Source organism: Sphingobium sp. B12D2B, assembly GCF_025961775.1.
GTDB lineage: Bacteria > Pseudomonadota > Alphaproteobacteria > Sphingomonadales > Sphingomonadaceae > Sphingobium.
The window spans coordinates 2,663,256-2,683,936 of sequence record NZ_JAOQOH010000001.1; the positions used below are offsets into that span (position 1 = coordinate 2,663,256).

The following is a 20,681-nucleotide window of genomic DNA, read 5'->3' on the forward strand; positions in this document are numbered from 1 at the left end:
GCAGGCCCATGAGCAGACAGCGCGGTGAACTCGACGAGAAGGATCTTCTGCTTTCCAAGGCCTATGTGGCCGGCAAATGGGTGGATGGCAGTGGCGACCCCATCGCTGTCGACGATCCCTATACGCTCGAGACCGTGGGACAGGTGCCGCGCGTCAGCGACGCGCAAGTGTCTGAGGCCATCGATGCCGCGAACCGCGCCTTCCCGCAATGGGCGCGGCGGCCTGCCAAGGAGCGCGGCGCGATCCTGCGACGCTGGTATGAGCTGGTCATCCAGCACAAGGAGGACTTCGCCCGGCTCATCACGTTGGAGAACGGCAAGGCGCTCAAGGAATCGCGCGCCGAGGTCGACTATGGCGCGGGCTTCCTGGAGTTCTACGCCGATGAGGCGACCCGCTCTTTGGGCGAGATCATCCCCGCCCCGGTGACCGGCCGCCGCCTCATGGTCGAGCGCGAGCCGATCGGCGTGTGCGTGGCGATCACGCCATGGAACTTCCCGCTCGCCATGCTCACGCGCAAGGTCGGGCCGGCGCTGGCCGCCGGCTGCACCATGGTCGCCAAGCCGGCCGAGCTGACGCCGCTCACGGCACTGGCCTTTGCCAAGCTGGGTGAAGAAGCAGGCGTGCCAGCGGGCGTGTTCAGCGTGGTCACCGGCAATTCCAAGACCATCGGGCCGGTGATGACCGGTTCGCCGATCGTCCGCAAACTCTCCTTCACCGGCTCGACCCCGGTGGGCGCAATGCTGGCGGAAGCCTGCGCCCCGACAATCAAGCGGCTCGGCCTCGAACTGGGCGGCAATGCGCCGCTGCTGATCTTCGACGATGCGGACCTCGACACCGCCGTCGAAACGGCGATGGTCGCCAAGTTTCGCAATGGCGGCCAGAGCTGCGTCGCGGCGAACCGCATCTATGTGCAGAATGGCATCCGCGACCGCTTTCTCGACGCGTTTGGTAGCAAGGTCGCGACGATGAAGGCCGGCGACGGCTTTGAAGACGGCATCGATGTGGGCCCGATGATCGACGATCGCGCCATTGCCAAGATCGACGAGCATCGCGAGGATGCGCTGCGCCATGGCGGACGTCTGATTGCCGGGGGCGCATCGCCGGGCGGGCGCATCGCGGTGCCGACGCTGATTGGCGACGTTGCATCGGATGCGCTGCTGACCCGCGAAGAGACCTTCGGGCCGCTGGCCGGCGTCATCGGCTTTGCCAGCGTGGAGGACGGCGTGCGGCTGGCGAACGATACGCCATTTGGCCTCGCCGCCTATCTCTGCTCCAGCGATCCGGCGACGATTGCCCGCGTGGGCCGGGATCTGGAGAGCGGCATCGTCGGCATCAACACCGGCCTCATCTCGACGCCTTATGCGCCCTTTGGCGGCGTCAAGCAGTCGGGCCTCGGGCGCGAGGGCTCGCACCACGGCCTCGCCGAATATCAAAACCTCAAATATCTCTGTCACGCAGGACTTTAGACCCGCTTATGCGCAAACACGCCAAGGTCATTATCACATGCGCGCCGACCGGCTCGATCCACACGCCCTCCATGTCGCCGCATTTGCCGGTGAGCGCGGACGAGATTGCGGAGGCCGCCATTGGCGCAGCGCAGGCCGGCGCGGCGATCCTGCACCTGCATGCGCGTAACCCGGCAGACGGCAGCCCAAGCCCCCGCGCGGCCGATTTCATGGCCTTTCTGCCGCGCATCCGGGAGGCGACGGATGCGGTGGTCAACATCTCCACTGGCGGCAGCGCCACCATGTCGCTGGATGACCGGCTGGAAGGCGCCAAGCAGGCCCGGCCCGAGCTGTGCTCGCTCAACATGGGACCGCTGATCTTCGATTTCTCCGGGGCGGCCAAGCGGGTCACCCAGTGGCAGCACGGCTGGGAGAAGCCCTATGTCGAAGGCGCGCGCGGGCGGATCATGTACAATGACAATGCCTATATCGAGCGCATCATGCTGGAGGTCGGCCGGGAGTTCGGCACGCGCTTCGAGTTCGAATGCTATGACATCGGCCATCTCTACACGCTCGCTCATTTTGCCGACCGCAGCCTCATCGACCCGCCCTTCCTCGTCCAGGGCGTGTTCGGCATCCTGGGCGGCATAGGCGCGGACCCGCGCAATCTCGCCCATATGGTGACCATGGCCGATAGTCTGTTCGGCGAGGATTATGTGTTCTCGGCCTTCGCGGCAGGCCGGCATCAGCTCGGCTTCTGCACCCAGAGCGCGCTGCTCGGGGGCAATGTCCGCGTCGGGCTGGAAGACAGCCTGTTCATCGGCAAGGGCGAACTCGCCACCTCCAACGCGCAGCAGGTGGAACGCATCCGCCTCGTGATCGAAGCCCTGGGCCGCGAGATTGCGACGCCTGCCGAAGCCCGCGCGTTGCTCGGCCTCAAGGGCGGCGACGCCGTCGGCTTCTGAGCCAGAGCTTCGGCCTCCCTTCAACGTCCATCGCTTTTGGGTGCCCGCCCGGCCTGAATGGCCGGGCGGGCATTTCTGCAACAGAAAGCCGGGCCTCCTTTCGGAAGCCCGGCTGGCATCTGCAGCGCTGACGTCAGATCAGAATTTGACCCGCACGCCGGTCCGGAAACGCGCCCCGAAGGTGTCGAAATAGACCGGGTTGGTCGGATAGTTGGAGCCACCCAGGCCACCGCCACCCGGCGCAATCGGCGGCTTCTTGTCGAAGATATTGTCGATCGCGCCGAAGACCTCGATGCTGTTCCCACCATTTCCGACCGGGATCGCATAGGACATGGCGAGGCCGAAATAGCTCGCTCCCTTCACGCGGTTGGTGTTGATGCTGTTGCGCAGCGTCGGATCGTAGCCTTCATCTTCCGGCCCAACCCGCTCGACATTGTAGATGCCCGAGCTGATCCGGCGCATGCTCACCGTAGCGTTGAACGGCCCGCTATCATAGCTCAGGAACGCATTGACGATCCATGAGGGTGCGGGGTTGAAGTTGCCGCCGCTGCTGACCGGCCCGGTCTGCCCAGCATAATCGATCACCGGCGTCGTCGGATCGGCCTGCACCTTAAAGTCATATTGGTGGTTGGCCAGCACGCGCAGGTTGAGCGCCCCGCCCCAATCGGCCGAAAGGTCGGACAGGCGCAGCGTATAGTCGAACTCGAAATCGAGGCCGCGCACGGTCATGTTGCCGAGGTTCACCTGCCGGGCGTCGATGTACGAGATGTTGGTCGGCGAGACGAAGGTGATCCGATCGCAGAAGATGTCGAACTGATCGCAGAAATCGACGATCTGCTGGCCGCCGAGCCGGCTGACGGCATCCTCGATTGCGATCTGATACCAGTCGACCGACATGCGCAGGCCCGGAATGAAACCGGGCCGGAACACGATGCCCGCCGTTGTCGTATCCGCTTTTTCCGGCGTCAGCGCGAAGCTGCCGCCATTCAGGATCGGGGTCGGATCGTCATTGCCGACGCCCGCGATGTTCGGATTGTCGACGATGCCCTGCGAGGAGCCTTCCTCCGTCGCCACCTGACGCTGGAAAAGCTCGCGGAAGCCACCAGCGCGGATATCACGCGAGCGCGAGCCGCGCAGGCGCACACCGCCGCCGATTTCCCAGATGCCGCTGAGCTTGTAGCTCACCGCCTCGGTCGTCTTCTCCTCGCTGGTGAACGCATCCGACGCCTTGTTGCGCGTCCAGCGGACGGCGCCGTTCAGTTCCAGCGTTTCGAAGAAAGGCCGGTTCGCCAACAGCGGCACACTCACTTCGCCGAAGGTTTCGAGAACCTCGATGGTGCCGCCATAATCCAGGCCGAAGGTGAAGGCGTAGTCGGTGTAATTGGGGATATCGCCATGGGTCACATCGCCCTTTTCCTTGCGATATTCCACACCCGTGGCAGCGCCGACCGGCCCGGCGCCAAAGCCGTCGAACAGTGAGCCGCTGATCGAGGCGGCAGCGACATGCTGGGTATAGAGGAAGTCCTCCACCACCGGGCGATAGGCATAGTCGATGGCTGCCTGGCTGAGATTATCGAGACCAAACAGGTTCATCGGTACGCAGCCCTGCGCGCGCGGATTGGGATTGGCCTTGAGCAGTTCCCGGCAGACGATCTGGTTGGTCGCCGGATTGACCACGGCGTCCAGCCCATATTGGAACTCGGTGTTCACGCGCGAATAGCGGGCCGACTGGTGCCGCTTGTTGCGGCCGTACTGATAATAGACATCCCAGTTCCAACCGCCACCAATCTCGCCGGTGACGCCGAACACCGCTCGCCAGACATCGGCGGTGACCGAGTTGAGCGCCGGGATCTGCGCATCAACATCTTTGCCGAGGCTGAACTGGGTGCCGGCTAGCAGCGTCTTGAGCGAGGCGGGGAGGAAGGCATTGTCCGGCTGCACGAAATAGGTCGAGCGTGGACCTGCCGTCACGCCGCTGTTGGAGGCGGAGCGGTGCGCGTAGGTGACTTCGGTATAGGCTTCGACCGTGTCCGACAGGTCGTATTTGCCGGAGAGATAGCCGACGAATCGCTCGACCGGCGTCTGGATGTCGGAATCCGCATAGGTCGATTCGCCGTCGCCGCCCTGCCGCGGACCGGTCTGCGACGATTGGACGTATGTGCCGGGATCGAACTGCACGATGCCGGTGCCGTCGTCATTGAAGCGGATGTTGCGCGCCGCCGGCGCGGCAGGTGCACGGTTGCGGACGACGCCGCGCGCATCGTTGAACGCCTGCTTGGAATTGGGGCCGATGATGAAGTTGGGCAGACCATAGCCCGGCGTGCCGGGACGATCGAAGCCAGAGAGCGAGCCGTTGGCCAGCACATTATTGGCATTCACGAAGACGTCGTAGCTTTCCGCACACCAGTCGCGCGAAAGCGAGCAATCGCCGATGCCGTCCTTCTTCTCATATTCGCCGCCGATGACGATATGGCCGCGGCTGCCGACGCGTGTGCCATAGACGAGCGAGCCATGATGCCCCTTGCCATCCCCCCGGAAGGTTTGGCCATAATCGACCTGCCCGCGCAGCCCCTCTAGCTCGGTATCGAGGATCAGGTTGACGACACCGGCAATCGCATCCGACCCATAAGCCGCCGATGCGCCGCCCGTCACCGTCTCCACGCGCTTGATCATCGCGGTGGGAATGAGGTTGAGATCAACCGCACCGCCATCCGATGTCGGCACGAAGCGGCGGGAATTGACCAGCGTGAGCGTGCGCGTGCCGGAATCCGGGTTGAGCCCGCGCAGGTTCGCATAGGAAGCGCCGACATTCGCGCCCGCGGTGATGCCGGCGGTTGCGTCCGACTGGAACGCCGTGTTCTGCGGGATAAGCTCGACGATATCGCCGGCATTCACGATGCCCAGCTTCTCAGTCTGCTCGATGCCGAACACCGTCGCGGGCGTCGGCTCGTTAAAGGCATTGTTGCGGATGCGCGTGCCCGTGACGACGATCGAGGGCTCGCTCGCGTTTTCCGCGCCGCTGCCGTCCTGCGCTTGCACCGGCATCGACAGCAATGCAGCGGCGGGCAGCGCCGCCCACATCAAATGCGACGCGCCCCCGCGTCCCTTCACTTTCAGAGTCATTCGTACGGCCTCCCCATTATGTATATTTTGCGCGCACGACCTTTGCCGGGCGCGATCTCATGCGGACCATCGCATTGCGCAACGGGCCGCTTCTTATCTCCAAGTGATCCAGCTTATGCCGAATTCGGCACAAACAGAGCCGGACGACGGTATCGCCCGGCTCTGATGTCATCGGTGTGCTGCGGTGCTCTTACGCCCAGTTGAGCGCACGCTTGATCGTGCCGCCCAAAATCCACTCCTTGTCACTCTGCGAAATCTCATTGGTGTGGAGAAGGCTGTAGAGCGCGTCCGCATAGGGCTTCCAGTCCTTGCGGAGCGGGAAGCCATTGGGACCCGGCGGCGTTTCCGTGCCCCAGCGCTGCCGGGTCATGTCGCTCGCCCACAGGCACCGTTCCGGGCCGAAGGCGTGCAGGATCTTGTGAATGTATGGCCAGATGTCGTGATAGGGATAGGCCTCCTTGGAGATGATCGGCATCCCGCACAGCTTCACATAGACATTGGGATAGCGCGCCATGTCGAGCAGCTTGGGAAGGTTCGCCCAGCGGTCCTTGGGCGGAGCGATCATCGACTGGGTGACCCCGTAGTGATCGATGATGATCGTCATGTCCGGGTGACGCTCGGCATAGATCGCGGCCTCGTGACCGAACTCATGGGCACCGACGAACATCGGGATCTTATACTTGGCGCCATAAGCGAAATAGCGGTCGAACGCGCCCTGCTTGACCAGCGGACTGACCGCGATCTGCGCGCCCGGCTTGCGCCAGACCTGCCCGTAATTGGTGAACAGCACGCGCGTGGCGAGCATCCCCGGCTTCTTCTTGAAAGCTGCCATCTGCTGCTCCAGGTCCGGCGCCGCATGGTCGAACACTTCGACCGCTCCGAACCGGTCCGGATAGTAGCGCACCGCGGCTTCATTAAAGGCCCGGCCCGCATAGATAATCGCCTTGTCGACGCCGACGCAATCGATCGCCTCGCGCGCCAGCTCGACGTTGATGAACTCTTCAAGCTGTGGCGTGATCGTCTCGCCTTCGGGCTTGGCGGCGCGCATACCGCCGCCGATATGGGGTTCGTGGATCTGACCGTCGATGATCTGCATGTACCTTGTTCCTCTCGCCTATGCTTGATGGTCGGTGGCGGGCACGTGCCCGCCTTCCGGTCAGAACCGCTTGTTCAGGGTGAGATACCACTCACGCGGGGCGCCCGGCTGGCCGTTGATCTGCGGATAGCCAATGGCCTGGTAGATGAAGTAGTTGCGCCAGTAGAACTGCTTGAAGACGTTGGTGACGCCCGCTGCGATGGAGAAATCATACTCCTTGTTCGCGTAGGTCAGGCGAGCGTTGACCAGCGAATAGCCGTCCTGATTATACTCTACACGGTCCGGGCTGTAGACCTGGCTGCCGGTGTAGAACCAGTCGACACGTGGCGTGACCGTGCCCTGCAGAGCCGGCGCATCGACCTCATACTGGATGCCGGCATTGGCCTTGAGCTCCGGGATCGCCACCGGGCGCCGGTTCTGGCCGGCCGGGCGGGCATCAAGATCGGCCGACGAGAATTTGTGGTAGCCGATTGAGCCGCCGACCGCCAAGCCCTCGACCGGACGGAAATCCAGCTCCAACTCGAAGCCTTTCACCTTGCCCGGCGTGTTCTGGTAGAAGGTGCGACCGACGCAGGCATAGCCCGGGGTCCCGGCGTTGATCTCCGCTTGCGTCAACGGACGGCAGGTCGTGAATTCGGCATTGACCGGATTTGGAATCTCTATGAACCCGCCCGGCAAAGGCTGATCGTTCGCCCCGAGCTGATACTCCTGACCGGAGACGCTTGTCGGACGGGTCTTGTAGTCCGTGTAGAAGGCCGCAGCGTTGATCCGCAGCATGCGGTCGAACAGATCGGTCTTCACGCCCAGTTCGTACGACTGGGTTTCGTCACCCGGATATTGCGCGACCTGGCTCGGCTGCAGCGGACGGGCATTGAAGCCCGGCAGCCGCGCGCCGGTGGCCACGGACGCGTAGATCATCGTGCGCTCGCTCAGCTTGTAGTCCGCACCGACCTTCCAGTCGAACCGCTCATCCTTGATGTCGAAGTTGAAGACGGTCTGGCCGGTGGGTGAAATGGTGAACTGCGTCGAGGCGGCCGTCGTGCCATCCAGCACGCTGCGATAATCGACACCCTTCTTGTCCTTGGAGAAACGCCCACCGAGCGTCAGGCCAAAGCGATCGCCGAAGGGCCGCAGCGTGGCGTTGGCGAAGACCGCCTTGCTCTCCGGCGTGTAGCGGCTCCAGAGATAACGCTGCGTATTGTTGAACGGCGACGTGCCGGAGAAGCGCTGTTCGCCATCCGCCCAGTAGTAGAAGGCGCCGACGACCCAATCGGCCCAGCCGGTCTTGCCGATCAGGCGGATTTCCCCGGTCCAGTCATCCTGGAACACATCATTGCGATTGTTTTCCATGGCGACGGGCGAACCATCGACATCGAACCCGAACACGCCATCATAGCGGCGATAGCCGACGATGCCGACAACATCGATATTGTCGCTGATCTCATATTCGATCCGCGCATTGCCGCCCCAGTTCGTCTGCGGAACGTTGCTGGGGTGCGTAATGCCGCCGCGGAAAGGCGAGCCATTGTAGAATGTGTTGCCAGGAATCGCGGTGCCGGCGGCAATCGGATCGGCAAAAGTCGCGAAGGTCGTATAAGGGTCGCCGGTGATGAAGCGGCTATCATAAGCAAAGGTCGGGCCGCCCGGTGCCGTCCAGCGGTTGAACAGCGTCGAGACCGCGGAGCGGCCGGCTGCGACGGCCGGATTGATGGCGACGACGCTATCCATGGCCGCCTCCGAATTGTCCTGGAGATAATCCAGCGCGGCGGTGATCTTGAGGCGCGGCGTGGGCTCCCAGTAGATCTGGCCACGGATGGCCTGCACATCCTCACCACCCAGATGGCCGATGGTGCAATCCTTGGGCGGATTGATGTCGGAATTGTTGAGCAGGCCGGCATCCGCGGTCGGGAACAGCCCGGCCAGCTGAGGCGTGCCCCGGCGGATCATTTCGCAGCGGAAATCGAGCTGCCGCTGATAGCCAGTCATCTTCTTGACCAAGCCGGAGACGGAGAGCGACATGGTCGATCCGAGCGGCAGGTTGATGCCGGCGCGCATTTCGCGGCGGTCGTAGCTCCCGACCGTGAACTCGCCATAGCCCGAGGCTTCGCCGAGCACCGGCCGGCGGGTGGTGAGGTTGACGGCGCCAGCCAGCGAGTTGCGGCCGAACAGCGTGCCTTGCGGGCCGCGCAGCACCTCTACCCGCTCCAGATCAAGCAGATCGAACATGGAGCCGAAGACCAGCGGATAATAGACATCGTCGATATAGAAGGCGACGCCCGCCTCGCCCGACAGATTGGTCTCGCTCGAGCCGATGCCACGGATGAAGGCGCTCATGCCGGGGCCGAATGCCGCCTGCGACTTCTCGAAGGAGACGTTGGGAACGACCCGCGACATTTCGGCGACGTTGGTCAGCCCCTGCTCCATCAGCGCGTCTGCCGGCAGCGCCGAGATCGCAATCGGCGTATCCTGCAGGTTGGTCGCGCGGCGGGTCGCCGTAACGACGATGTCCGCGATCCCGGTTCCACGCTCGGAAGCGCCGTCCGCCTCAGTGACCTGCGCATGGCCGGTCTGCGCTATACACAGCGCCAGCGCGGACGCTGAAAGCTTGCCGAAAGTCCTCTTCATCTCATCCCCTCCCGAATTGGTGCAGCCATGTCTGGCCTCGGGGGGAGCACTAGAGGGCCTCCATCATCCAATCTTGCCGGATGCGGCACTGAACGACGCCTTGCCCGGCATATGCCGTTTACGAACCCGCGTTCATCACGCGAACTGCTGCAGTTCCGGATAAGGCAGCGCCGGTCCCTCTCCGATGCGGAAGGTGCAGTGACCGGTATAGACCGCGGCATCGCCATGCGCGCGCACGGGCCGGCTCATGAGGTAACGGCCATTGATCAGCCGGACCGTGCCGTTTTCGTAGCGCGCCACGACGTCCTTCTGCACGACCCGCACCTGCCGACCGGCGAACAGCGCCTCCAGCGCATCGGTATCATCATGGATGCCATCGGCATGGAGCACTGGCACTTCGGCGGCCTGAAGGGCGGCGGGCACCATGGCCGCGCCGACGATGGCGCCGCCGCTCGCACCGATGAAACCGCGACGGGAAAGCTGGGTGTTGGTCATCATGGTCTCCAATCAGGAAAAATAGAGCTTGAGTGCAGTCCGGCAAATCTGGGCGCGCTGAGCGGGATCGGGCACCCAGCGGCGGTAGCTGGCCAGCACCTGCTCGTAGCCAATGCGGCGTTCGTAGCCGACGAAGGGCGCGTCACTGCCCCACAGCAGGCGATCGGTGCCGACGCGTGACACCAAATGGTCCGCGACATGCTGGGCGAGGCTTTCGAGGTCGCCATCGGGATCGTCGCGCCAGGCTTCCGGCCCCGGCAGGCGGAAGCCGCCCGAGAGCTTGACCCAGGTATGTCCCTTGTCGACGGCATCGAGCATCGCGCGGAAGCCGACGCAATCGAGCGGCGCTTGCGGATCGGGATGGCCGAAATGGTCGATCACGATATCGACGCCGCTCTCCACCAGCGCATCGAGCACCGGCGGCAGGTTCTGTCCCTCGATGGCGACATGGACATGCCAGCCAAGATCGCGGGCGCGGCGGAACAGCAGCCGATATTCGTCGCTGCGATAATCGGCATGATATTCGGCGCGGGCGAGCTGCAACCGGATGCCGATGATGCCATCGTCGCGCATCCGCTCCAGCACGTAGAAATCCGTGCCCGGCGGGACGATGGCGGTGCCGCGCAGCCGCTTGTGGCGGCGCAGTTCGGAGATCAGATAATCATTGTAGCTGCCCGAAATACTCAGCGCCGAAATGACGGCGAAGTGGATGCCATGCGCATCCATCCGCGCCAGCAAATCGTCGGCAGTGAAGGCATAGTCCGGAGTGATCCACGCGCCGCTGGTAACGGGCATGTCCGCCGAAAAGATGTGGGCATGGCAATCGATGATAGGATTGCGCACCGCGTCATCGGTCAAGGATGTCATCTGGTCCCCCTCCTCGACTGCATCATTGCGCGCGCGGATACTCATCCGCGTTCAGCACCCAGCCGGGCATGTCCGAGAAATCGGCACGCGGTGGCGAGAAGATATCGACCAGCACGTTACGACCGGGCGCGGACGGCGCGGAGGTGTGGATGACGCGGGGCGGAATGACGCACACCGACGGCGCGCCGCAGCGCTCATGCTCGTCGTCGCGCCAGTCATGCTGGTTGGCCGTCCATGGCCAGCGCAGATGGTGCATATAGTCGCCCTCCAGCGCCAGGGAGCACTGCTCGAAATCATCGTGATGATGCGGCGAGAGCTTGGTCACATCGCGCGGCCCCTGCGGCGGGAAGACGTTGACCATGAAGGTGGTGCATCGCCAGATCTTGCCGAAGCGCCCCGGCTCGTCGGGCACGTCCAGGCTGTAGCTGCGCAGCTTGAACCCATCGACCGGATCTGGCCACGGCTGGAACGGCGGAATCTGCGGATGCGGCCCGGCATAGGCCTGCGGATTGACGACCCGCGCAAGCAGATCTTGCGCCTCCAGCGAAAACAGCCGGACGATCTGGCCAGCCGAGCGGACCGTGATGCGGCTATCGCCCGGCGGCACGAAGTTGATGCTGTTGCCGGCAATCTCGTGCGCCACGCCGTCGATCTCGATGGTCAGCGCGCTCTGGGCATCCGGCAGCAGTAGGACATATTCGTCGATCTGGCCGGCTCGCTCGAACACCGCACCTTCTTCCGCCTGCGAGTAAGCGACTACGAAATTCTGCCCACGCGTGAGCCAAGTCTTGAGGCCGGGCGCCGTCTCCTGTGGGGCCTCTTCATAGAAGCGGGCGTAAGTGGAGGCCCCGAAGGCGCTGGCCGGCGCGGCTCCCCCGGCTGCGGCAGTCGAGAGGCGGGAACGGGGATCGTCGGATTCGTACATGAATTACTCCGTGGCGGCGGCGCGGCGGCCGTCCGACCAGTGCAGGAAGGTCTCGGGAGCGCGGCCGCTCACCGGATTGGCGAAATGGAAGCCCATCGGGGCGATGGCGGGATAAGGCGCGAAGGTGACGCCGCGCAGCGGGCCATCCGGCGGGTTCTTGGCAACATCCTCGGGCTTGGGGCGATAGCGCTCGCTGGCGCCCGGCACAATCGCGGCCCAACCGCCGGCATAATCGGCGAGCCAGACATAATCGAGATCCATGCCGTGAATGCACCAGACGCCGTTTTCGAGCACCGCCTGATTCTCGTAGATGCCCGAAATCCACGACCCCTGCCCCTTGGCGGCGCTGTTGAACTGGAACAAGCGCAGGCGGATATTGGCGCGCATCCCGTCTTCCGAAACGGTCACATAGGGCTGCGTCTTCTGGTGGATGGCCATGAACGCCGCCGAGCGCCCGGCATTGCCATAGCGCCCGAACAGCGATCCCCGCACACGCTCCCGCCCGACATAGGTGCCGATATAGGAGAGCTCTTTCCAGCCGTCGGTGGCGAAGAGATCGGCCGTGTCGTCCCAGCGGAACTCGTCGATATAATAGCCATAGGCATCGGCGATGTTTTCCGCGCCATCGAAGGCAGCCGCGCGGGCGAGCAGTGTCGCTGCGTCTCCGGTGCTGGCAAAGGATGGCGCAGGCGCGAGCGCATCGGCGAAGCGCACGGGTGCAGGTCGATGACCGGGATAGGAGGCGTCGGCCAGTTGCGAGGGCCGGTCCGGTCGCGCCGCAGCCACGCCGGGCAAACCGGCCGCAAGCGGCGCCTGCCAGCCTTTTGCATAAGCCGCGCGCATCACCGGCACGCGGCGCAGCGCCGTGATACGCCAGCGGCCATCGTCACCGCGCGCGCAGGTGAAATCCTGAATCGTCGCCGACCAATAGGTCTCACCGCCATGCTGACCGGTCATCCCGATCTCGATATTGCGCACCGTGGCGCTACGTCCGCCCGCATCCATCGTCACGACCGGCATGAGCTGGGGACGGTCGTTCAATTCGCCGGTCTTCAGACCGGCCTCGCCGAACAGCGCGAGCGCACGGCGGACGCCGGCATGGCCCACAAACTGCCCGGTGCCGGCAATGTCGACAAACGCGTCTTCGGTGAACAGATCAACGATATCGTCGTCCATCTTGCGGTCGAGGTAGAAGCCGAACGCAGCCTGGAGATTCTGCACCAGCCCTTGCGAGACCAGCAGATCGGCCCGCGCTGCGATCTCGCGGACCGGCAGCGGGCTCGGTGCGGGACGCTTGGCGCCCCACGGATTACCGGCCTGATCTGGCGTATAGTGGAACGGCACCATCGGCACGCTGGGCGCGACATGCGTCCAGCCCTTGTCATATGGGCCGGCGAATTGCGGGTGATAGTGCATCCGCGCAATCGCCCAGCCCCCCATGCCGCCAGCGTCGCCGGAGACCCGGACATAATCGATCACGTGAATGCCGCCGGCCCAGCCAGCCGACTGGCCGTTCACGCCCGTCATCGCCACCTCATGCCAGCGTCCGCGCGCGGACTGGCCATCGGGCGCGAGGGTAATCACCGGGCTGAGGAACAGGCGCAGATTGAGATGCCCTGCCGGCAGTCCACGACTGTCGCCGCCCATCGTGCTGCGCAGATGCGCCTCGATGGGTGTGCGGCCCGTCACGGATTGCGTGCCGTCGGTCCATAGGCCGTCAGCGGCGAACAGACGCGCCATGTCCGGCCACTGGCCGGCTTGCGCATAATGCGCCCAGACATGCTGGAGGCGTTTGATCTCGCGGATCGCGCGGACATCCGCGAGGCGCGCGGTGAGGTTCGCAGCGTCGCCGCCGCCCGATGACACCATGCGGGAGGCCGCGCAGCCCGCCAGCAGCGAAGCCGCGCTTCCGAGCAGGATCGCGCGTCGCGAGAGGATCATGTGCCACTCCGCGCTCACGCTGCCGGCTCCAGCGCCAGCGCCTCTTCGTAGACGCTGCGGTCGATCAGCCTCGCAAGCTGCGCGCGCGACCGTGCCGGGCGCTTGTCACGCTCTGCCAGCCATAGTTCTTCCTCAGTCATGATATCGAGCAGATCAGCAGGATAATCAGCGTTGAAGGCGTGATGCTTCCAGGCCGTCTGCACTTCCTGTGCCGAATGGCCGCCCCGCTCCACCACCAGGACCTGCGCCGCTGCAGGGTCCTTGCGGAGCGCCGCCGCTGCATCGATCACGGCACGGACGAAGCGGACGATCTTCTTGCGCTTGACCGGATCGGCGAGATTTTCAGCTGTGCTGTTGAGGTTGAACTGCTCGGCATAAACGCCATCGCCGCTGAACTCGATCAGGTCGTTACCCAAGGCGCGCGCGCTGTTCTCGCTCTCCGGCTCCCAGATGATCACGGCATCGACGCGCCGTTCGGCGAGCGCCTTGGTCATCTCGCTGAGCGGGCCCGGCGTACGGACGACCTCGATATCGTCATAGGACAGGCCAGCCTGGGCCAGCATTTTGTGAAAGAAATAGCCCGAGGACGTCTGCGGGATCGACGCGACGCGCTTGCCCTTGAGGTCCGCGACGCTCGCGATCCCCGCCGATTTCCGCGCAACGATGCGATAATGCCCCTCGGTCACCTGCAGGATGATGCGCAGATTGGGATGCTTGACCGAGTAGCGCAGCGCCTGCGTTTCGGCATGCGTGGCGACATCCGCCACGCCTTCCTCGCCGAAGCCGGCAATGATCGGCTCTCCAACCAGATTGGGAATGCCGCCCATCTTCACCGTGGCGGCATCGGGATAGAAAGTCTTGGCCGCCAGGAGCACGGGCGCGATCTCGACGGTCTGGATATTGCCGTACACGGCAATGGGGCCCGGCTTCCCCTCATCCCTGGCTGTGGCACTCGCGGGAAGGAGCGCGCCGGCCGCGAGCATGGCCGCCATTGCGAGACTGTTCCTGATTGTGCGCACCGTCATCCCTCCTCAACACCGCAACCTGTTGGCCCGGCCCTATTCATTCACGCTAGGCGCCCACGCTGGCGGGCCGCAATTCAAATGCGCGTTGATGCCGCGCGAGGAAAAACTGGCTTCCGTCGAGGACAAATAGCGCAGGCTGGGCTGCGCCTCGCTCGCCTCAATCCAGCCCTCCCCGCACCGCCTGCACCGTTTGCGCCGCAGCGTGCGCGAACATCATCGCATCATTGCTCACCATCACCAGCGAGAAGCCCATCGCCAGATATGGCGCGGCTTCCTGCGCGGTGCCGACGGCCACGCCAGACAGCAGGCCCGCCTGCTTGGTCGCGGCGAGCATGGCGGCGGTGAGCGCCTCAACATCGGGATGCGCGGCCGATTTGCCGCTGGAGAGAAACAGGTCGCCATGGCCGATGAAAATGCCGCCCACATGCTCGACCGCCGCAAATTCCGCGGTCCGCTCCAGACTGGCCCAGTCCTCAAGCTGGATCATGCGCAGGCATTGCCCGTCGCCCCGCGCGACATAGTCCGGGATCGGCGCCAGTCCCCAGCGACCAGCGCGCGAGGTGAGGCCGAGGCCCCGCTCACCAGCCGGACTGAACACCATCTTGCGGCACACCGCGAGGGCATCGGCAGGAACGGTGATGCGCGGCACCAGCAGACCGTCGGCACCAGCATCGAGCAGCGGCTGGATCGTCGATGCGCTGTGATCGGGCAGCCGCACCAGCGCGGCCATGCCCATCGCCTGCGCGGCTGCGATTAGCGTGTAGGCGCGCTCCAGAGTGTGCGGGGCATGCTCCATGTCGATCACCACGACATCGAAGCCGGCATGGCCGATCAGCTCCAGCGTCGCCAACGACGGCAGCTTGACCCATGTTCCCAACAGGCCCCGGCCCTGCGCGGCCCGCTGCAGCGCATAGTCTACGAAATTGTCCACTAACCGCCCTGTTCGATCCGCTGCACCGGTGCGCAAAAAGCCACTGTGCGCAGGCCGGCGGCGCCCGCTTGTCTCGAACGGCTCGGAGTCTTTGCAGAGCTGCAACGCCCGCTCGGACCGTGGGCATGAAAAAAGCCCCGCATCGCTGCGGGGCTTCTCTCAATCTCGCTTTGAAGGCGATCAGTCGTCGTCGCGCTTCAGGAAGGCAGGCGCGAACTCGGGCGCCGGGCCGTCATCATCGCTGCGCTCGCGGCGGGGGCCGCGTTCGCCACGCTCGCCGCCACGGTCACCACCGCGATCCCGGCGGGGACCACGGTCGCCACGGCCACCGCCGTCACGACGCGGACCACGGTCGCCGCGATCACCCCGGTCGCCACGGTCACCGCGCGGTTCGCGGGCAGGACGGGTGTCCTCCAGCTCCTCGCCGGTTTCCTGATCGACAACGCGCATGGAGAGGCGCACCTTGCCACGCGGATCGATCTCGAGGACCTTGACCTTGACTTCCTGGCCTTCCTTGAGGACGTCCGCCACCTTCTCGACCCGCTCGTTGCGGATTTCCGAGACGTGGACGAGGCCGTCCTTGCCGCCCATGAAGTTCACGAACGCGCCGAAGTCGACCAGATTGACGACCTTGCCGTTATAGACCTTGCCGACTTCCGCTTCCTCGACGATGCCGAGGATCCAGGCCTTGGCCGCCTCGATCTGGTTCACGTCGGACGAGCTGATCTTGATCAGGCCTTCGTCGTCGATGTCGACCTTGGCGCCCGTCTCCGCGACGATCTCGCGAATGACCTTGCCGCCCGTGCCGATGACTTCACGGATCTTGCTCTTGTCGATCTGCAGCGTCTCGATGCGCGGGGCATGAGCCGAGAGTTCGGTGCGGACTTCGCCCAGCGCCTTGCTCATCTCGCCCAGAATGTGGGCGCGACCGTCCTTGGCCTGACGCAGCGCGACCTCGAAGATCTCCTGCGTGATACCGGCGACCTTGATGTCCATCTGCATCGTGGTGATGCCTTCGGAGGTACCGGCGACCTTGAAGTCCATGTCGCCAAGGTGATCCTCGTCACCCAGAATGTCGCTGAGGACCGCAAAGTCCTTGCCTTCCAGGATCAGGCCCATGGCGATGCCGGAGACCGGACGCTTCAGGGGCACGCCGGCATCCATCATCGAGAGCGAACCGCCGCAGACGGTCGCCATCGAGGAGGAACCGTTGGACTCGGTGATGTCCGAGAGCACGCGGATCGTGTACGGGAACTCGTCCTTGCTCGGCAGCACCGGGTGCAGCGCGCGCCAGGCGAGCTTGCCGTGGCCGACTTCACGACGACCGGGCGCGCCGAAGCGGCCCACTTCACCGACCGAATAGGGCGGGAAGTTATAGTGCAGCATGAAGTTCTCGTAGGAGAGACCGGTCAGACCGTCGATCATCTGCTCGGAATCCTTGGTGCCGAGCGTGGTCGTGCAGATGGCCTGCGTCTCGCCGCGCGTGAACAGCGCCGAGCCGTGCGTGCGGGGCAGGAAGCCCACCATCGCCTCGATCGGGCGGATCTGCGTGGTCGTGCGACCGTCGATACGCTGACCGTCCTTGAGGATGGCGCCGCGCACGATTTCCGCTTCCAGCTTCTTCATGAGCTTGTTGGCGACCATCTGGGTCTGCGCGCCCTCAGCCGCGAACGCTTCCTTCGCCTTGGCGCGGGCTTCGTTCAGGGCACCGGAGCGTGCCGACTTGTCGGTCAGCTTGTAGGCGGCGGCAATGTCCTTGCCGATCAGCTTCTTGAGCTTGGCCTTCATGTCCGCCGTATTGTCGGAAAGGTCGATCTCCCACGGCGACTTGGCAGCCTTCTCGGCCAGCTGGATGATCGCATCGACGACCTTGCGCGAGGCATCATGCGCGAACATGACGGCGCCGAGCATGACGTCTTCGGAGAGCTCCTTGGCTTCCGATTCCACCATCATCACGGCCGTGTCGGTCGCGGCGACGACGAGATCCAGCTCGCCGGTCTTCACCTCATCGAGGCTCGGGTTGAGCTGATACTCGCCATCCTTGTAGCCGACGCGCGCGGCGCCGATCGGGCCCATGAACGGCACGCCGGAAATGGTGAGCGCAGCAGAAGCCGCGATCATCGCCACGATATCGGGCTCGGTCTCGCCATCGAAGGAGAGAACCTGCGCGATCACGTTGATCTCGTTGTAGAACCCTTCCGGGAACAGCGGACGCACCGGGCGATCGATCAGGCGGGAGACCAAGGTCTCCTTTTCCGTCGCGCCGCGCTCGCGCTTGAAGAAGCCGCCCGGAATACGACCGGCAGCCGAGAATTTCTCCTGATAGTGAACGGTGAGCGGGAAGAAATCCTGCCCTTCCTTCACCGACTTGGCGGCGGTGACAGCGCACAGCACAACCGTTTCGCCATAGGTCGCGAGCACCGCGCCGTCGGCCTGACGGGCAATACGGCCCGTTTCGAGCTTGAGGGTCTTTCCGCCCAGCTCGATTTCTACTGTCTTCACATCAAACATTGGTTTTCCTTCCACCCACCGGCCCTATTGCGCGGCGGGGCTGCAGTGCGGGCTAAGCCGGCCCGCGGCGGTTCGGGACTAGTCTTGCGTCCCACAAAGAGGTTGGCCGAAGTGCCATCCCCTCCTCGTCACTCCCGCGAAAGCGGGAGTCCAGTTCTGTCATCTCAGCCTTGGACGGCGCTCCCGCGCCTGTCTCGTGCTGGATCCCCGCCTGCGCAGGGATGACGCAATACGTAAACGGCCCGCCGAAGCGGGCCGAACGATTGGGTCACTTGCGAAGGCCGAGCTTCGCGATGAGAGCGGTATAGCGCCCCGCATCCTTCTTCTTGAGATAGTCGAGCAGCGAACGACGCTTGTTGACCATCATCAGCAGGCCGCGGCGGCTGTGATTATCCTTGTGGTGGCCCTTGAAGTGCTCGGTGAGGTTGGAAATGCGCTCCGTGAGGATCGCAACCTGCACTTCCGGCGAACCGGTATCGCCCTCTTGCTGGGCATTGTCCTTGATCAGTTCCGCCTTGCGTTCAGCCGTAATCGACATCGTCATTCCTTTCCAAAATCAGAGATTGAAGCCCCGCACGACCCGGATTTCCGGGCCCAAAGCCTCCACCAGCGCCACAGGCGTATCGCCCTCGGCTGCCAGCATGAGCCCTTGCTTGCGAGGGTCCCCGGGCAGTGTCCGGCCTTGTCTCAAGGCCATCGCCTGCTGCGAGGTGACGGGGAGAGCCGGGATGTCGTCCAGCCCTGCCGTCAATGGCAGCATATGCTGCGCAATGGCGCGCCCTTTACCAGCATCGCTCAGAATGTCCAGTGAAATAGCCCGATCCAGGGTGAACGGACCGGCCTTCACCCGGCGCAGCATCGTCACATGCCCGACCGTGCCGAGCGCCAGCGCGATGTCCCGCGCCAGGCTGCGGATATAGGTGCCTTTCGAAACATGGGCAGTGAGGGTGACGGCTTCAAGGGTTTCGCTGGCGGCCTGCTCATCCTTGAGGCCTCCCCCCGTCCCGTTCGCATCGAGCGAAGTCGAGATGCCTTCGCCCAGCTCCGCGGTGTCTCGACTTCGCTCGACACGAACGGAGGGGGTGGCGTTGACCGAGAGACCATGCACCGTCACCGCCCGCAGTTTCATCTCCACCTCTTCGCCCGCCCGCGCGCGATCATAAGCGCGCTGGCCATCCACCTTGATCGCGCTATAGGCGGGCGGGGCCTGCTCGATCGGGCCGGTGAACTGCGCCAGCACCCCCTCAACCTGCGCCAAAGTCGGCCGCACGTCGGAGGTCGCAATCACCGTGCCTTCAAGGTCGAGCGTGTCGGTCTGCGCGCCGAAGCAAATCGTGAAGTCGTAGATCTTGTCGCTGTCCAGCATTCGCCCGGCCAGCTTGGTCGCCTCCCCCACCGCCACGGGCAGCACGCCTGTCGCCAGCGGATCGAGCGTGCCGCCATGGCCGACCTTCGCCTTGGGCAGGCCAGCCTCGCGCAGCGCGCGCTTGACGGCGCTCACCGCCTGGGTGGAGCCAAGGCCCAGCGGCTTGTCGAGGATCAGCCAGCCATGCAGCGGCTTGGGCCCGGTGTCAGGCATAGTGTCGGGATCGTTCATCGGCTGCCCATAGCGAGGCATATAGCGCCTGTCAGGCCCCGCTGGCCGCAAGGGCCGGCGCGCGTGCCTTGATCTGTTCATATTGTAGCCATAGGCATGCTTATAGGCGCAAGGGTGGGTTGCGCCCCCGCCCGCCACGCCCAGTCCGGTGCCAATGCAGTTGAGGTCCGTTGATTTACAGCATCCGCTCCGGCTTCCAGCGTCTGACCGGACGGGCCCGGACCCGATTTGGCGAGCGCGCGACGGCGTTTCTCCTCGCATTAGCGGTGGAGGGGCTGATCGTGCTGGCGCTTATCGCCTTTGCTCCCTCCCCTTTCGAAGCCCGCGAAGCGCCCGACAAAAATGTCCTGACATTCGACGTCGCGATCCCGCCCGACCCTGCGCCCGAACCTGAACAGACCGAGCCGGAGCAGGCTGAACCCGAGCCCGTTCCCGAGGAGGCCCAGCCCGAACCAGAACAACAACCCGAACCGGTCCCCGACCCACCGCAGCCGCCCAAGCAGCCCGAGCCAAAGCCGATCGTCACACCGCCGGCGCCGCGCAAGCCCGCCTTCATCGAGATGAAGCCGGACCAGATGGCGGCTGTCGATCTTCGCGCGATCCGCCCGGCCCCCCCCGCCCCGCCGGCCCCCGCCCGCCCAGCAACGCCCATGGGACCACCGAACACCGGACAACCAGCCGATACACCGCTGGTCGACGGCACTGGCCCCAATGGCGAACCGCTCTACGCCGCCAGCTGGTATCGCGAGCCCTATCCCGAGGAATTGCGTGGCTATCTCTCGACCGCGCGCAGCCAGGGCTGGGGCATGATTGCCTGCCGCACGGTTGCCGATTATCGGGTGGCCGATTGCGTGCCGGTGGCAGAATATCCCAACGGATCGGACATCAACCGCGCGATTCTGGCCGCCGCATGGCAGTTCCGCGTGCGCCCGCCCCGTGTCGGTGGCAAGGTACTGGTCGGCCAATGGGTGCGCATCCGAATCTCATACGAGCAGCGTCCTGCCGGTGCCGCGGGCAGGCCGTGATCGACCGGAAATGACTCTGTCAAAAAATCTTGCGGACGCCACCAGCGCCTTGTCTTGCAGCGCGTGAAGCCTCTACAAGGCGCCATTCCTTCCACAATCCAATATAGGCG

General features: G+C 64.5%; 15 protein-coding genes. 3 read left to right on the forward strand and 12 right to left on the reverse strand.

Annotation, left to right across the window (positions count from 1 at the left end; genetic code table 11):
* Nucleotides 1–8 precede the first annotated feature (8 nt).
* Both M2335_RS12645 and M2335_RS12650 read left to right on the forward strand, forming a co-directional pair.
* Nucleotides 9–1,466, forward strand: coding sequence for an NAD-dependent succinate-semialdehyde dehydrogenase (locus M2335_RS12645; protein ID WP_264594901.1), 1,458 nt, complete (start codon nt 9–11; stop codon nt 1,464–1,466).
* 8 nt (nt 1,467–1,474) lie between these two features.
* The gene (locus M2335_RS12650) at nt 1,475–2,410 is read left to right on the forward strand and encodes a 3-keto-5-aminohexanoate cleavage protein (RefSeq protein WP_264594902.1); all 936 of its coding nucleotides are present in this window, start codon (nt 1,475–1,477) and stop codon (nt 2,408–2,410) included.
* A 138-nt stretch (nt 2,411–2,548) separates the two neighbouring features.
* Here the strand turns inward: M2335_RS12650 and M2335_RS12655 are convergent, their stop codons facing one another.
* The 12 genes from M2335_RS12655 to truB all read right to left on the reverse strand — a co-directional run bounded on the left by M2335_RS12655 (nt 2,549) and on the right by truB (nt 19,504).
* Nucleotides 2,549–5,533 carry a TonB-dependent receptor plug domain-containing protein gene (locus tag M2335_RS12655; protein ID WP_264594903.1) on the reverse strand — a complete coding sequence of 995 codons (2,985 nt, stop codon included), beginning with the start codon at nt 5,531–5,533 and terminating at the stop codon, nt 2,549–2,551.
* A 190-nt stretch (nt 5,534–5,723) separates the two neighbouring features.
* On the reverse strand, nt 5,724–6,629 hold the full coding sequence (locus tag M2335_RS12660; protein WP_181559006.1) for an amidohydrolase family protein: 906 nt from the start codon (nt 6,627–6,629) through the stop codon (nt 5,724–5,726).
* 60 nt (nt 6,630–6,689) lie between these two features.
* Complete coding sequence (locus M2335_RS12665; protein ID WP_264594904.1) at nt 6,690–9,254, reverse strand: TonB-dependent receptor; 2,565 nt, start codon at nt 9,252–9,254, stop codon at nt 6,690–6,692.
* 135 nt (nt 9,255–9,389) lie between these two features.
* Nucleotides 9,390–9,749 (reverse strand): twin-arginine translocation signal domain-containing protein, encoded by a 360-nt coding sequence (locus tag M2335_RS12670; RefSeq protein WP_184117243.1) that lies wholly within the window; start codon nt 9,747–9,749, stop codon nt 9,390–9,392.
* A 12-nt stretch (nt 9,750–9,761) separates the two neighbouring features.
* On the reverse strand, nt 9,762–10,616 hold the full coding sequence (locus M2335_RS12675) for an amidohydrolase family protein (RefSeq protein ID WP_264579441.1): 855 nt from the start codon (nt 10,614–10,616) through the stop codon (nt 9,762–9,764).
* Nucleotides 10,617–10,638: 22 nt separating this feature from the next.
* Complete coding sequence (locus tag M2335_RS12680) at nt 10,639–11,541, reverse strand: hypothetical protein (protein WP_264579442.1); 903 nt, start codon at nt 11,539–11,541, stop codon at nt 10,639–10,641.
* Between the two features lie 3 nt (nt 11,542–11,544).
* Nucleotides 11,545–13,500 (reverse strand): nuclear transport factor 2 family protein, encoded by a 1,956-nt coding sequence (locus tag M2335_RS12685; RefSeq protein ID WP_264594905.1) that lies wholly within the window; start codon nt 13,498–13,500, stop codon nt 11,545–11,547.
* A complete protein-coding gene (locus M2335_RS12690; RefSeq protein WP_264594906.1) occupies nt 13,497–14,501 on the reverse strand; it encodes an ABC transporter substrate-binding protein in 1,005 nt (334 codons plus the stop codon). Before M2335_RS12690 ends, M2335_RS12685 begins: the two co-directional genes overlap by 4 nt.
* 163 nt (nt 14,502–14,664) lie before the next feature.
* Nucleotides 14,665–15,438, reverse strand: a complete 774-nt coding sequence (locus M2335_RS12695; protein ID WP_181559000.1) for an HpcH/HpaI aldolase family protein — start codon at nt 15,436–15,438, stop codon at nt 14,665–14,667.
* Nucleotides 15,439–15,618: 180 nt separating this feature from the next.
* Nucleotides 15,619–17,949 carry a polyribonucleotide nucleotidyltransferase gene (gene pnp / locus M2335_RS12700; RefSeq protein WP_181558999.1) on the reverse strand — a complete coding sequence of 777 codons (2,331 nt, stop codon included), beginning with the start codon at nt 17,947–17,949 and terminating at the stop codon, nt 15,619–15,621.
* A 268-nt stretch (nt 17,950–18,217) separates the two neighbouring features.
* On the reverse strand, nt 18,218–18,487 hold the full coding sequence (rpsO, locus tag M2335_RS12705) for a 30S ribosomal protein S15 (protein ID WP_181558998.1): 270 nt from the start codon (nt 18,485–18,487) through the stop codon (nt 18,218–18,220).
* An 18-nt stretch (nt 18,488–18,505) separates the two neighbouring features.
* On the reverse strand, nt 18,506–19,504 hold the full coding sequence (truB, locus tag M2335_RS12710) for a tRNA pseudouridine(55) synthase TruB (protein ID WP_264595415.1): 999 nt from the start codon (nt 19,502–19,504) through the stop codon (nt 18,506–18,508).
* A gap of 212 nt (nt 19,505–19,716) precedes the next feature.
* Between truB and M2335_RS12715 the strand changes: the two genes are divergently transcribed.
* Nucleotides 19,717–20,571, forward strand: coding sequence for a hypothetical protein (locus M2335_RS12715; RefSeq protein ID WP_264594907.1), 855 nt, complete (start codon nt 19,717–19,719; stop codon nt 20,569–20,571).
* Nucleotides 20,572–20,681 lie beyond the last annotated feature (110 nt).